The 14,766-nt window shown below is 42.8% G+C and carries 12 protein-coding genes; all 12 read right to left on the bottom strand.

The window, feature by feature from the left end; translation table 11 throughout:
• Window positions 1-1,778 (bottom strand): hypothetical protein (locus AC1DWN_RS04440; protein WP_477557729.1); only part of this gene is annotated, 1,778 nt, incomplete at its 3' end.
• Between the two features lie 25 nt (window positions 1,779-1,803).
• Window positions 1,804-2,685: a carbohydrate ABC transporter permease gene (locus AC1DWN_RS04435; RefSeq protein WP_477557728.1), complete on the bottom strand. Its 882-nt coding sequence runs from the start codon at window positions 2,683-2,685 to the stop codon at window positions 1,804-1,806.
• A 50-nt stretch (window positions 2,686-2,735) separates the two neighbouring features.
• Complete coding sequence (locus AC1DWN_RS04430) at window positions 2,736-3,638, bottom strand: ABC transporter permease (protein WP_477557727.1); 903 nt, start codon at window positions 3,636-3,638, stop codon at window positions 2,736-2,738.
• Complete coding sequence (locus tag AC1DWN_RS04425; protein WP_477557726.1) at window positions 3,635-4,012, bottom strand: sensory rhodopsin transducer; 378 nt, start codon at window positions 4,010-4,012, stop codon at window positions 3,635-3,637. Before AC1DWN_RS04425 ends, AC1DWN_RS04430 begins: the two co-directional genes overlap by 4 nt.
• A 10-nt stretch (window positions 4,013-4,022) precedes the next feature.
• The gene (locus AC1DWN_RS04420) at window positions 4,023-5,306 is read right to left on the bottom strand and encodes a M24 family metallopeptidase (RefSeq protein WP_477557725.1); all 1,284 of its coding nucleotides are present in this window, start codon (window positions 5,304-5,306) and stop codon (window positions 4,023-4,025) included.
• On the bottom strand, window positions 5,266-6,750 hold the full coding sequence (locus AC1DWN_RS04415) for a hypothetical protein (protein ID WP_477557724.1): 1,485 nt from the start codon (window positions 6,748-6,750) through the stop codon (window positions 5,266-5,268). The genes AC1DWN_RS04420 and AC1DWN_RS04415 overlap by 41 nt, the downstream gene beginning before the upstream one ends.
• 27 nt (window positions 6,751-6,777) lie before the next feature.
• Window positions 6,778-7,605: an amidohydrolase family protein gene (locus AC1DWN_RS04410; RefSeq protein ID WP_477557723.1), complete on the bottom strand. Its 828-nt coding sequence runs from the start codon at window positions 7,603-7,605 to the stop codon at window positions 6,778-6,780.
• Entirely contained in the window at window positions 7,602-8,387 is a 786-nt protein-coding gene (locus AC1DWN_RS04405; protein ID WP_477557722.1) for an amidohydrolase family protein, read from the bottom strand. The genes AC1DWN_RS04410 and AC1DWN_RS04405 overlap by 4 nt, the downstream gene beginning before the upstream one ends.
• A 16-nt stretch (window positions 8,388-8,403) precedes the next feature.
• The gene (locus AC1DWN_RS04400; protein ID WP_477557721.1) at window positions 8,404-9,450 is read right to left on the bottom strand and encodes a phosphotriesterase family protein; all 1,047 of its coding nucleotides are present in this window, start codon (window positions 9,448-9,450) and stop codon (window positions 8,404-8,406) included.
• Window positions 9,451-9,550: 100 nt separating this feature from the next.
• Window positions 9,551-11,236, bottom strand: coding sequence for an extracellular solute-binding protein (locus AC1DWN_RS04395; protein WP_477557720.1), 1,686 nt, complete (start codon window positions 11,234-11,236; stop codon window positions 9,551-9,553).
• A 105-nt stretch (window positions 11,237-11,341) separates the two neighbouring features.
• On the bottom strand, window positions 11,342-13,024 hold the full coding sequence (locus tag AC1DWN_RS04390; RefSeq protein WP_477557719.1) for a response regulator transcription factor: 1,683 nt from the start codon (window positions 13,022-13,024) through the stop codon (window positions 11,342-11,344).
• 2 nt (window positions 13,025-13,026) lie between these two features.
• Window positions 13,027-14,766 (bottom strand): sensor histidine kinase, encoded by a 1,740-nt coding sequence (locus tag AC1DWN_RS04385; RefSeq protein WP_477557733.1) that lies wholly within the window; start codon window positions 14,764-14,766, stop codon window positions 13,027-13,029.

The following is a 14,766-nucleotide window of genomic DNA, read 5'->3' as shown; positions in this document are numbered from 1 at the left end:
GGCGCATCAGAGCAGCTTATCAGTGCTTGAACACACCCGCTTAAAAAGTCATCCGTTACAGGGCTGAAATAAAGAGGATCTACCCATGACTTCGGATCAATTAAATGGGTCAAATCTTCAGATTCATGGTGAATGGAATTGCTATCCTTCATCATAACGATTGTGTTAATAACGGCCCCATTAGCTTCACGCGCCATACAAAATAGCTGGCCTGGATCTGCACTCACATTCAAGCTGATACTTGCAAAAATCTGCGCTATCCRCTCCGTCATATTGCCAATCAGGGTGGATGAACCACTACGATAGGCAAGAATTTGCTGTAATTCCTTATCCGGCAACAAATGTAGACTAGTTACACAAATCGCACCGCTTGTTTGCTCCAAATCCTTCACATTCACCATCGTGTGCAGCGGAGCGCCTCGGTCTATTAATTCCTTCAAAAACTTATAAGCGGGCCAGTTCCGGGTTGCAGGATAGTCTTCTAAAGAATGGTTCAGTGCTTCATCCGACCATACAAAGCTGGATCCGATTATCCGCTCAGGCTGCCCTTCATAACCCAGATTCCACCTTCTTAATAACCATTCCCAATCACTCTCGCTTATTCCATCGCCAAGGCAAGCTACAAACCCTGAAGTACAGCGCTGTACCCCTTGTTGATCCTTCAAAAATATATTCGAAAAGGAGTATATATCCCGCTCCAAGAGTGTCGGCACATGGCTAATTGCATCCCACTGCTCGTTCGTATCCTGTATTGCATTCAAACAAATCATTTTCATATCCGGCACATAAGCTTTGATTGTCATGATCATGGACATAAATTCTGTACCCGGTTCGTACTCGATTTCTCCTGCGCCAGCAGAACACGAGGCAGCTACCGATTCTATTACAAATGCATCAACACCAGATGCTGCGAGCAGCTTGTAATCCACGCCATAACGATGTAAAGCTTCGAACGGATCTCTCGTCCAGACCGAATTAAGAACGGCTTTTTTCCCTTCCTTGCGAAGTGCCGGCATAATCTTCTGCCAAAKCTCTCCCCAACGATGCGCATAGAAGTTAATCCATTCCATTCGTTTATAGGTCCAGATCCAATGGCCCCGTTTCTCCATTTCTAACGGTTCGCCGTCACAAGTGAGCTTGAGGTTCTCTGCCAATTCCACCCCGCTGAGTCTTGTAAACTGCTCTACCATATCGTCGGAGTAATCCGCCTCTGCAATCGTAAGACGAGGGCTCGTGTAACCGTCCGCTCCATGATACCCATCAAAGTTATAATCACGCATAACGGTCATCAAGTCAGTAATAAATAGATCCTCATAATAGGTACCATCTTTAAAACGCTTCAGCGGGTTAATGACCGGGAACGCTTCGCCCGTCTTCCTCATTTCATAAAGCTCTGGGTGCGAGGAGCACCATTCACTCGCTGCTTCTTTTCCTTCATCTTGAAATAGAAACAAATTGAAAAAGCTGCAGTACATATCAATCCCGTGTTTTTGCAGCTCTGCAACCAATCCGCGAAGCTGGTAATTCGTCCATTCCTGCCTGTCGTGATGCTTGCCATAAGGGCGTGCCGCATAGGAGCATATTTCAATTGGCAACATATGCTCTTTCTCCATCCCTTTATGCGCATGCACAAAATCAGGGGTGAACAAAAGCAATGAAATGCCATCCGGTTTAAACTTAGCGTTTTTCAAATAAGTGCTTACCCCATAATCACTTTCTCTGTTATCGAAACCAATTAATTCAATCCAGATCCATCTATCATAATTTACAGCATTCATCCTTTTCTCCCCCAATAAACGCCTATTAGCCCTTCACACTTCCAACTACGATCCCTTTCACAAAATACTTCTGCAAGAATGGGTAAACAATAAGAATCGGCAGCGCACCCAAGAAAATTTGTGCCGCCCGTGTCGTACGCTCTGATATTTCCAAAGCGCCATTTAAATTGTTAATATCCATTTTCATTGGATTGCTGTTAATGACCATTAATTGCAAGTAAGTAGATAAAGGGTACTTCTCTGGGAAGTTCATGTAAATCAACCCATCAAACCAGGCATTCCAGTGACCGACCAATGTAAATAGCGAAATCGTGGCAAGCACAGGCAGCGACATCGGCACATACATCTTCGTTAGCACCGTCCAATGTCCCGCTCCATCTATAAAAGCGGACTCCTCAATTTCTTTAGGCAATCCTCGAAAAAAGTTTAGAAGCAAAATAATATTAAATACACCTACTGCACCCGGAATGATCAAAGCCCAGATCGTATCAAGCAGCCCTGTTTCACTAACTATGATGTAGGTCGGAATAAGACCCCCGCCAAACAGGATCGTGAATACAAAGAACCACGCGTAATAAGTGCGCGCCCGAAACTCCTTCACTTCCTTGGACAAAGGATACGCGCACAGAAGCGCAAGTAAAATATTAAATGTATATCCTATAGCAACCCGCTCCAGAGTAATGCTGAAAGAGCTAATAAACTCTTTTTTCTTCAAAATATATTGATACGAATCCAAGCTGAAATCTACTGGCAGCAGCTTTACCAAACCGGCGGATGCTGCTGGACTAGAGCTAAAGGAAATAGACAGCACTTGAATCAGAGGAAGCAAGCAGAGCAAGGAAAGCGACACCAAAAAAATGTAATTGAAAACAACGAAAATTTTCCTGCTCAAGGACACATGACGCATGGGCTACAATCCTTTCTTCAAAACTCAACACTTTAATCTGCATAATCATTTTAGAAAATACGATAATTGGCCAATCGGTAGGCCAAAACATATGAAATCGTTATGAGCACCAACGAAACGACCGATTTAAACAACCCAATAGCTGTTGCTACACCGAACTGAGCATCAATAAGGCCTATCCGATAAATTAATGTATCCAATATATCTCCACTCTGGTAGACCGATGGACCATATAAATTAAACACCTGATCAAAGCCGGCATTTAAAACACTGCCCAAGCTTAAGGTGGCCAGCAATATAATGATCGGAACCATACCAGGCAGCGTAATATGCCAGGTCTGCCTCATATGATTTGCTCCATCAACAATTGCCGCTTCATAAAGGGAAGGATTGATGCCTGTAATAGCTGCTAAATATACAATCGTACTAAACCCAAATTCTTTCCAAACATCAGAAGCAATGAGTACGGTAGGAAACCATTGATTGCTTCCGAGGAAAAATATAGGGTCGACACCGAAAGCTTGAAGTACTTGATTTACAATCCCTTCTGAAGGAGACAGTATATCAACAAGAATGGCTCCGAGTATGACCCAGGATAAGAAGTGAGGTAAATAAATGAGTGTCTGAACACCTCGCTTAACGAATGCTCGTTTCATTTCGTTTAACAACAAGGCTACAACGATAGGAACAATTTGCCCGGCGATGATTTTCATGGTTGCAATAAAAAAGGTATTCTTCAGTACCTGCCAGAAATCAGGCATCTGCAGCACATAACGGAAATTATCGAAGCCCACCCATTTCGAACCAAACAAACCCTGTATCGGAATAAATTTTTGGAATGCAAAAGCGATACCAGCCATTGGAAAATAGCTATAAATTAATATAAGAATAACGCCAGGGATCAGCATAAGATGCAATGGGATTTCACGTTTAAGTTTGGAGTTCTTCATCATTCTGAATATCCTATCATGCCTATATAAGCAAGATTGGGCTGAGCAATATCCATTCTTCCGTACTGAATGATGACATCCACATCACTTTTAAACCGCAATGAATACTGTAATTGTCTGTCTAGCACGATTCCTCCGATTTCATCCGGATGATCCATTCGAATACACTTCACTCTTCTTGCCGCTGCAACAAGCCGAATATCACAATCCGGTTCTCTATCTTCATAAAATATATCCATGAAAATTTCCGCTTCGGTATCCTGACAATTCAGAATCATGATGGCTTCATGCCCTTCAAGCGAATCATTATCTATTTTACCTTTGTAGGGTAAATACCCATCGATTACATACCAATTTTTTGCGCCTTCTTTGCCCATACGCTCCTCCTTAATTAACCGAAATCGTCGCTGTTTCTATCCAAGTCTTGCTCAAATGTCTGACTAGCTTCGACATCGATTCATAGCCATTTTCCGTCACAATCAAGCTTTCCTCTACTCGGTTAGAACCATATGGATGTCCGAACAAACTAACATCCGTATTAACCGTCATTCCGATTTCGAAGATTGCTGTAGATTTATCGTCTGGGTAAGGAGACTCTGCTTCTGCTAGTCCGCAGCCATGCAGCGGTGGATAAAGGTCATATTCGGTGACCTGTTTGGATTCAAAATAGTCTTTCACTGATTTGACCAGATCACTTTGCTTGGCTCCTGGCACCAGTTTGGATAATGCAATATCCTCAGCCTCCACAAGCAGCGTTATGAACTGCTGCTGTTCATTGCTCATTTGACCTGCCACGAAAGGAAAACCTACCGTTGCTACATAGCCTTCATATTGAACAGCAATCGCAGCCATAATCATATCCCCGTCCTGAATCACCTTACGAGTCGGCCTTCCGATAATGGTATTCACCCGTTCGCCGCTGGTCATAACGATGAATGGCACAAACTCCGCACCCGCCTTCATACATTCGCCATAAGCATAGGCTGACAGTTCAAGCTCAGTCATTCCAGGCTTAACATTCTCAATCATCAGCTTGTAGCCTTCGTCCGCGATTCTCGCCGCTTCCTTCAAACAAGCGATTTCGTCTGCTGACTTGGTCATTCTTAATTGAAAAAGCATGCCGCCAGCATCAGTCCATTCCACGCCCTCTTGACTTCCCTTAATCGCATTTAGCAGCGGTTCAGGCATTGCATCTATTCCAGAAATACCAATACGCTTTAATGAATTATTCGCGTTCACTTCCGCGAATATCTCTTTCAAGCTCGTGTAATTGGCTTGCGGGTATTCAATCTCATCCGGCACGGTTACACAATTGAACTGGGAAAGAAGACGTACGTCAGACCACGTAGTCATTTCTTGGCACAACAACTCCCCTTCCGGTGCAGCCAACACAATGGGCTGCCCGTTGAGAGGAACAATGACCGCCCCTCTCTCGAACAGTGGCCAATAATTACTCAAATAGCGCAAATTTTCTTTTCTATATTCATCACCGTATACAAGGCATGCACCCATTCCTTGCTCCGCCATCAACACTTTTAACTTCTCTACTCTAGCAATAAACTCTGAAGACTGAATTTGTATCATTGCTTTCAACTCTCCCATCACATTCGATTTGCCAAGCAGTCTGCCTTTAATAAATGACTTTCCGAATCCCCATAAAATCAGCAACATATGATAGCTCTTCCGTTAAATCCCCATATCCGATAATGCAATGATGAGCAAATCCCTCTTTAATCAAAGCTGCTAGAAATTGCTTGATTGGCGTACCAAATTGAATGACAGCTGTAATCTCCTCACAGGGAATGTTCTTCGGAATATGCAAAGCTTGGCCCTTAACAATGAGCATCTTATACCCTTCAGCATCAATAATTAGATGGCTGATCGTCACCTCGCCCGGCTTCAACGTATACTCAAACCCAAAGCCTGCACCCTGCAAGCCCCATTGCTCAGGTGAGCGGTTGACCTTTACCGTACTTCTGTCTGTTGCATATTCCGTATTCGCATATCCATGATGAACCATAAGCAAGGCATTGAGCTCTTCGTCATATTCGCCCCACTCCGCATAGGCAGGCACTTTACCGCTAAGCATGTTCATTAACGTCATAATAATGAGTCCGTGAACATCCCCCTCTGTGTTAACGACTAATTTGCCTTCTTCATGCATCATGGTGTTGGCTAAGTACGAGGTCGTTCCCGTCTTCTGCTCCACGTAATGCTGGCCAAGCAGCGTTAGGGCATCAAGCCTGAAGCGATCCAATGTATTTTTAAGAGCAACGTAAAATTTTGAAGACTTATAAATATCTTCCTCGCTCAATCCAACGATATTAAATCTATTTTTAGTCTGTTCAACTATATTTTCAATTTCCTCATCAGTTGCCTTGCTGAACTGCTCGAGCAAATGATCAACCTGTATCGAAATAATGTTCGGCCCAAGTGTGCCTTTTATCATCGTCTTGTCGAATTCAAAATCATACATCCCTCTGAAAACATGACCAATGACGCCGATGTTTGTCGTTTTGAGTCTTAAATAGGCTTTGTATGCACCTATATATTTGGTCATCTCCTCGAAAGCAGCACTATCATGGATCGATCCCACAACAACCTTTAAGTCGGGGTACCAGCCCATTTTTTTAAACGTGGCAGCCAACTGCAAATTCGCAATTAACGCGCTATTTCTCAGAATATTCYCATAATTTGTATCAAGATTAATTTTGTTATTATGCTGCGTATTAAATAGAACAACTGGAACGTGACGAACATGCTCTAATGCTTGGATTGCCATATAATCGGGACAATAGGTGCCTGCCACATAGACAATAAGGTCGACTTGCTGGCTTGCCAGCTCTTTACCCGCAGCTTCTGCGGCATCTAATGTGTCAATAAGTCCCGACCAGATGACTTCGTCTTGATTCATATAGTTACGGAGATTGTTATAGACGCAGGTCATATCCGCCGTAACATTCGCTTTCAATGTGTCCGGGAACATTCTCCAATACTCGAAAAAACCTAATGTTATCAAACCCACTTTCAGCTTCTTGCTAGTGACTCTCGTTGTTAACAAATCTCCGAACAAGTTGCCCTTCGCGGTTTCAAACGATTCTATTATTTCTGTCATTGCCTATCCTGTCCTCTCTGTTGACTATCATTTTCGATTCCGTACTTTATGAAGCAAACGCACTGCGTTATGGTGAATGATATTCTTTATTTCCTCATCACTAATACCTGAGAACAATACACTTCCCAGCATATAATTAGGGTCATACCAAGGGAAATCCGTTCCGAATACTACCTTCTCCGAAGTAGCCTCACGGACCATCTTACCGATTATCCCGTTAAGTCGCCCTGTATCGCATAGCTCCAAATAAACATTCGGCTGTGTCCGCGCAAGCTCGATCGCATAATCGGTTTCACCGGGAGCTGAATGACCCAGCAGGAAAGTAATATTCTCATATTTATGCGCAAGCTCTTCTATCATTTGCGGAGGATTGTAAGGGCTGTGTCCCCATGTATGGGATAATAGGAGCAGTCCACGATCATTGGCGAATTCATAAATTTTACGGAACTTCTCACCAGTAAGCGGATATTTGTGATAGTCAGGAAGAAGCTTAATTCCTACATAACCTTTCACACTATCGAACTCAGCGAGATCCTGATCCAAGTTATGATCATAATGCGGGTTTACCACATAATAACCGTAGATCCTATCCGGATATTGCTCCATAGCAGGCTTTATCTCCGAATTTCCCCCAATAGGATCAAATAGCGCGCTATGCGGAGCTGAAATAATCCATTCTATATTTTCCCTATCCATCGTTTGAATCATCGAATCCAAACTAGCTTCCGGCAAATAGGTGCCATAAAAAGGCCCCATATGTGTGTGCATATCGATGAATGGGATGCTGGACAGCCTTCCCGTTTCAACAAACTCTCTAGCCAGCTGCGATTGATTAGTCATTTTCTGTATACTCATCGTGACACCTCACCTAGTAATCTCTCGAGGTTTTTGTATGCGATGTTCTCCATATGTTCCTTTGTTATGCTAGAACCAAGCAAAGCAGCTAGCGGCCCGCCTATAGCGTTGCTTGGGAAATTCGAGCCGAAAAGGAGGCGTTCTGAACCAAATTTATTGCAAATATCCTTGATCTCCCCGGCTGTTTGCATATCACCGGTCTCAATGTACAGGTTTTTATAAGTTCGGAATAAGGGATACGTAAGCCTGGAATGGCTCCACAAGCCATAATTATGAAGAATGACCGTTAAGGTTGGAAACTCCTGCATAATACTGTAGATACTTTGCCAGCCTTCGCTCGGAGTCAAATACAGCGGAATTTTAGCTACCGCAATTTCCCCCATTAGATCACCCATGACTACACCATTAAGCAAGTAACGGTTACGCTCGGGATAGGCTCTTAACATCTTCACCCCATTAGCTTTCATCGCAGGAAATAAATGCTCGGGCGCATACTGACTTTCAGTAATTGGAGGCAGTATCGTCCATGTTGGGAGCAGCCTATCTGGCGCTTTGCTAGTCTCAACTAGAACCGCACGGTTTCCGTAATCGGGATCCACATCTGCCATCGTGTTATGGCTAACTACCGCACCATCAATTCCACAGAAATCAAGCTCTTGTAGCATCTCCTCAGCGTCACGAGCCTGCTTTACTTTCTCCCTAACAATAAAATTCTCATGGTTGACGACCTCATAATTGACCGTCTTATATCCTACAGCACAGCTGCAATCTATAATTTTCATAACATACCTCTCCCTGTTAGTCTCTTCCGTCATCCAAGAAAGTTGCAGGATTACCTATCATTAGGGTTTGGATTTGTTCATCTGATATACCCTCGTCTTGCATCATAGGGATAATATTTGTAATAACATGATCGTATCCCCATCCTCCATAGTGATGGATGCATGTTTTCAGACATACATCATTGGACAGCAATATTTTAGAGAGAAAGCCGCAATCAATCAATTCCTTAATTGCTCTGACCCTCTCTATATCTCTGGCAAAGAGTCCCTTCAGAACGCTTTTGTGCCTTCTGTCTGCATAAAACTCCTTTCCGAAATTGTCGAATTCAATATAGACTCCTTTATTCAGCAAATCCTTCATATAATCCATTTTTAAATCGACATCAATGTGGTTAATACATATTTTCTCTGCAGAAGCACCGTGTTCTGTCAGTATCTTCACGACTTCATAGCCATTAGTTGCCCATAGATCCGTATGCACATGGAGACCAAGTCCAGTTTCCTGCTGGGCTGTCGCTGCTGCGATCAGCGTCTTTCTTTCATTCGGATAAATGATTTCGCTTGTCCCTATTTCACCAATCACACCTGCTTTAATCTCGGTACCATCGATGCCGTATTTAATTTCTCCGAGTATTTCTTCCGTAATGGCATCAATTGTTTTATCATCCATATCAGGTGGATGGGAGGCATTAATATAGTAGCCGCAGCCCGCAATGATGTTGATATCAAGCGCCCTTGATAACCGAGCCAGTAAGACAGRGTCTCTGCCAATATCACGAAGGGTGAGATCGACGAATGTTTTTCCCMCGGCTTTCTTAAACTCATGGAGCTCCCACTCCATTATTTTCTCATCATCCAAAACCGCATTATCCAAGACCGCATAAGGATTTCTTTGGAGTTTGCCCAGATTGGTCAAGCTTACTTTCTCTTGCGAAAGCACCTTGCCGGATATCGTATGCGGCGCAGGCACTAGATCTCTTAAATCAATAAAGGCATGCTCGTGGGGTAACACCAGTCCCAGACTGTCCGCCCGCACCTTGCCTGTCACTGTCATAACGGACATTCCAATCACTTCCTCATCATAGTAACTTTCTAGGAAAGCAGGCGATACCAGGTAATACCTTGTAATACCATATCGACTGCTTTCCCTTTTAGTTTTTGTATTATTTACTTGCTTTCCATTTGGCCACTTCTGCAGTAATGGCATCGCCGCCAAGCTTTTTCCAATTCGCTACGAACTCGTCAAAAGCGTCAATGGACGATTCACCCATAATAATTTTCGTGAATGTTTCTAATTCCATCTTTTTAAGCGTCGCGTCTTTTTCTACCATCGTAGCTGTTGGTCCAGCAATATATTTCGTCATAAGAAACCCATTGCTTGTGTGGTAGTCATGCAACAGTTTTTGGGCATCAAAGATTCTGGCATAAAGCCATCCTTCGGCATCGCCTTTTTCCCATTTCCTAAGGCTGTCATAGAAGATTTTCTGCCCTGATGCCTTTGGATCCAACAGTGATTCGTCATTCTTCTCTATCGCACTTGATACCCTTGTATACATATCTAGATTTTGAGTTGGATTAGATCCTGTAACTAGTGCATAGACCCACTTTGCAATTTCACCATCTTGATTGATTGCAGTAAGCGGATATTTCGTCTTATCCCAGTCGTTGTGGAAGGCATTCAGCATCTTGATTAGAGCCTCAGGGTGCTCCATTCCTTTTCTCGCAGCAAAATATTTACCAATAGGGAACACCAATTGTGGTTTTGCCTGTTGATCGTCTATTGACGGCAGCGCAAATGGCAGCCAGTCCATCTCGGTATCCAACTTCTTGCCCTCAGTAAAGTAACTATTGGCATACATAACGCCATAAAACATTCCGAGTTTGCCGGCGTTGCCCGCTTGAATTAATTTTTCTATATCTTTTACGCCAAATTCACGGTCAATCCAACCTGCCTTGTACATTTCCTGAAGTTTGGCTAACGCCACTTTCATTTCTGGTTGAATACTTCCGTATACATATTCACCAGCTTCATTTTCAACCCATATTTGCGGATTGGCATGATAGCCATTGAAGAAGCCATATAGTCCAAATACGGCATCATACAAGAGTTTGTCTAAACCTAGACCGTACGTATCGTCTTTCTTATTTCCGTCTGGATCCTGTTTTGCGAACGCTTCCGCAATCTTAAATACATCGTCCATCGTCTTTGGCTCGGGCAAATTGAGCTTCTTTAACCAATCCGTACGTACCCAGAGCAGCGGAGCATTATCATTCGCACCAGGATTTACAGGGATGCCCAGCAGCTTGCCGCCAAATGTCGCAGATTCAAGGCCTAGTCCACCGTCTTTTTTCAATAATTCTTTCGTTAATGGTGTACCGTAATTCTCCAATGCATCTGTTAAATCAGCTAATGAATCCGCTTCAACCAATTGGTTGAATTGCGTACCATCGACCGGCATAATGTCAGGCAGCTTGCCGGAAGCCATCGTTACATTAAATTTTTGGTTATATTGAGTCGGATCAGCAACCCATAAATACTTTAGTTTAATGCCGAACTCATCCAAGTAGAGTTGGTTCCAGGCATTTTTATCGATCGAGTCGCCTTCTGCAAATTTAGTCGTTGAGTCCAACATTCTCACTGCTGTCACCTCAATTGGCGGATCAATCTTCCCGAGCGGGTCATAGCTAACAGCAGTTTCCTCAGGTGAGCTTGTTTCCGTACCACTCGTTGGTGTACTGGATACTTCCGGATCTTTCCCCTCATTACTTTTAGTGCTGCATGCTGATACAAAAACCATCGTAAAAACCAATGCGGACAACAGGATACTTTTAACGGCCTTCCCCTTCATATTTCGTCCCCCTATATCAATTAGTGCTTGCAGTATTATCATAAAAGAATGGAAAAGCCGAAGCTATTTGCCAATCTTGCTTTCCTTGACTTCTCTTGCGTTATTCTATTCCTGCATAGTTTGAAACCGGTCTCGGTATTCTTGGGGCGTTAATTTAAACATTTTTTTAAAAGAACGGTTGAATTGTGGAGCAGCCTCATACCCTACATGTGTAGCAATGTCCCCTATTTTCATAGAAGTCTCCGCTAGCTGCTGCTGCGCTTTTTTCATACGTTCTTTAGTTATATAGTCGGAGAGCATTGTGCCTGTCATTCGTTTGTATAGACGGGATAAATAGGTTGGACTGTGATGTACTACTGTCGATAGCTTCGTCAATGAGAGATCCCCTCCGAGATGAGCTTGCGTGTATTGATGTATAGCTAAAATCAAACGTTCACCTTGCTCATCAGCAGCAGGTTCATATTGCTCAAGTACGTAATCAGCAACCTTAGCTAAGTAAGTAACCGCATCAGGCCATGACTCGTGTGCATCATATTGCGTCATTTTTCCAAGATCCATCTTTACTGAAAGCTCATTGAATAGTCCTGCTCGAATCGCGTAAGATATCAAGCTCAATGAGACCGAATAAAATAGCTCTAGCTGGTACTTATACCCGGGTAAGTCATCCACATTCATAATTTCATCGTATAGCTTATTAAACTGCTCTGCTTGTCCGCTCGATAAGTATTGTTCCAGTAATTCGAATTGCTTCTTATTGTTCATAGAATCAGAGAACGGATGACCGCGACCCGAATCCATATGAAGTCCAAACTGATCGGAGTCTTGGATAAGCAGCTCCTGTCTGTTATGGGAACCATTCCCCAGCAATGCCTTCAAGTAGTGAAATTGTGCGCCTACATTCTCCCACTCATAGGCATCGCGTCCAATGACAAAGGATAGTGGCAGCTTCAACAGCTGTCTGCATGTCTGTTGTACAGCCTCTATAATGCCATATACTCTTGTTCTTAAATTTTGCCAAGCCTTCTGTTTCTGTTCCTCATTCAAAGGATCTACTGCCTTAAGCTCTTTAGGCTGCATGAACCAGAGAAATTTATTAGAATCAAATACGACGAATACATGCTCAACCGAAAGATCCAAATATTCCTCAGCAATATTCTGACAAGCATAAATAAGCAGTGTACGATCAAGATCACTTAACACCATCGGCCATATATCGACCCTGCCAAGAACGAGAAATACGCCCTCTCCCGCCGCTAATGGAATTTCAGACTTAGTAAATCTAACTTCCATTTCCTGCAGTGATAAAGAAGGGTTACGCATCAAATCAAATAGCGTATTTTTTTGCAAAGCTGGAATGGCCAATTGCAGCTTTTTCTTTGCATTCATCATATAATCCGCACCGTATTCAACCTCATCGAGCTCTGCGAATGCCTTTTCCACAGCCGCCAAAATAACGTGGTCATCTTCGTTTTTTAGCACATAATCAACTACACCGCCTGTCCGAATAGCATGGCGTGCGTAGTCCGCTTCGTTATATCCCGTTAGGAAAATCACCTTGCATCGCGGCCAGCTTTGGACGATTTTCTTATGCAGCTCAATCCCACTCATTCCAGGCATCCGAATATCTGAAATGACCACATCAATCCGGACCTGCTGCATACAATCCAGCGCTTCATAAACGTTATAGGCCCGATGGGCCTCAAGCTCCAAATGAACGGCCTCCCGAAGCAATCGATACATACTATTCACAATAATAGGCTCATCATCGACAATAAGTACCCGATACATGTTCATTCTCCTTTGTCATGTGGAATATAAATCCTTACCAGTAAACCTCCATTGCCGCCGGGCATTACCTCAAGTCCCCCATGCTCGCCATATCTTAGCTTTAAGCGGCGATGAATATTAATAAGTCCCGTTGTCTCTCCTTCTTCTTCGAAGGTAATCTTTCGGATCATTCTAGACATTTGCTCCTCAGTCAATCCCATACCGTTATCCTCAACCGAAAAATACAGCCTATCAGCTGAAGCTTCAAATGTTATAGCTAAGGTTCCTCCAGTAACCATGTCACCGAGTCCATGCTCGTAAGCATTCTCCACCAGCGGCTGTAAGATTAAGCGCGGAATCATAACTCCGCGAAAGGATTCAGGAAGCGGCTCAAAATTCACTACTATGCGATTCGAGAATCTTATATTTTGAATTTCTACATAAGATCGGGCATGATTCACTTCATCCTCGAGTGAAACCTCTTCCAAGCCATTTCTAGTAATATAGTGAAAATAGTCACCCAGGTTTTTGGATACTAGCTCTGCCGTTTCATTCTCATCATTTTTGATTAAACGATGTAGAATAAAAAAACTGTTATACAGGAAATGAGGAGTAATCTGCATTTGCAGCTGTTTCAACTCCGACTGCTGCAGCCTGATTTTCTGCACATATAGCTCATCTATCAATGTCCGCAAGCTCTGCACCGTTCGATCAAACTGATTAAAAATATTGCCGAACTCATCCTGCCGAGCCGTAGGAGTCGTCGTTTGAAAATTGCCCCCCTCCACATTTCTGAACCTTCTAATCAATAGCTGAAGAGGTTGGTGAATTAATAAATAAATACCATAGGAAAACAGGGTAACTATAATTAAAGAACTACCTACAATTAGCCAAAACCATGTTCCATACGTTTTCAGCTGTCCAACAATAACATTTTCAGGGAAATAGAAGAGGAGTGAAACTTCCAAAAACGATGATTTTTCATACACGGCCATATATTTCTCTTTACCCACGTCTATTTGCTTCGTGAACGCTGTCGATTGTTGCATGTCATTCTTTAATTTTTGTTTGATTTCCGCTAGAGGCTCCGGATATTTATGATTGGAAATAACCCAATTATCATTAAACAATATGGCCCCTCCCTCTTGAGGGAATGCATTTAATGCATCTGTAAGCGCATCCATAGATAATTCGATGTTTTGTATAAACAGAGGAGATTTCGAGTTAATCCTAGAGTTGTTTGGATAAGTTAAATTCAAATAGAGGCGATCTTGCCAGGACGTTATTGGAACTCCACTCGTAAATGTCGCCATGGCTATTTTCTCCGCCTCTTCTCTAGTATTTGAGGTTTCTTCTGCACCAGAGGTTGAAACGGTTCCATTAATGGCATCTATATAGATCGTAATGTCCTTGATATAAATGCTAGAATCCTTCAACGTTGTTAATTTAGCCTTTAAGTCATTTAGTGCTTTCACTCGTTGGTAATCKGACATAATCGAAATCGCGTTACTCAATTGGTTGAGATCCTCATCATTGATAAATTCCTGCTGCGTTCGAATGATCCGTTCCAATTCCTTCTCAAGCAATAAGAAATAATAGTGGTTATTGGTTGTAATCGAGTTGGATATTTGGCTTTTCACCTCCTGCTTACCCAGATCATTCAATACGATACTTAACGTAAACAAGGGTGTAGTAATGATTAAGAAAGTAATAATCAGCTTTGGGAAAATCGGAATATTGTTGATCCTCTTTTTTATCCACAT

The organism is Paenibacillus sp. P4_A7, from assembly GCF_056402455.1.
This window is presented reverse-complemented; position numbering and strand designations above follow the sequence as displayed.

Excerpts from the sequence above, each read along its gene's own strand:
- AC1DWN_RS04435 (WP_477557728.1), bottom strand. The coding sequence starts at position 2,685 with ATGCGTCATGTGTCCTTGAGCAGGAAAATTTTCGTTGTTTTCAATTAC.
- AC1DWN_RS04430 (WP_477557727.1), bottom strand. The coding sequence starts at position 3,638 with ATGATGAAGAACTCCAAACTTAAACGTGAAATCCCATTGCATCTTATG.
- AC1DWN_RS04425 (WP_477557726.1), bottom strand. The coding sequence starts at position 4,012 with ATGGGCAAAGAAGGCGCAAAAAATTGGTATGTAATCGATGGGTATTTA.
- AC1DWN_RS04420 (WP_477557725.1), bottom strand. The coding sequence starts at position 5,306 with ATGTTGCTGATTTTATGGGGATTCGGAAAGTCATTTATTAAAGGCAGA.
- AC1DWN_RS04410 (WP_477557723.1), bottom strand. The coding sequence starts at position 7,605 with ATGAGTATACAGAAAATGACTAATCAATCGCAGCTGGCTAGAGAGTTT.
- AC1DWN_RS04405 (WP_477557722.1), bottom strand. The coding sequence starts at position 8,387 with ATGAAAATTATAGATTGCAGCTGTGCTGTAGGATATAAGACGGTCAAT.
- AC1DWN_RS04395 (WP_477557720.1), bottom strand. The coding sequence starts at position 11,236 with ATGAAGGGGAAGGCCGTTAAAAGTATCCTGTTGTCCGCATTGGTTTTT.
- AC1DWN_RS04390 (WP_477557719.1), bottom strand. The coding sequence starts at position 13,024 with ATGTATCGGGTACTTATTGTCGATGATGAGCCTATTATTGTGAATAGT.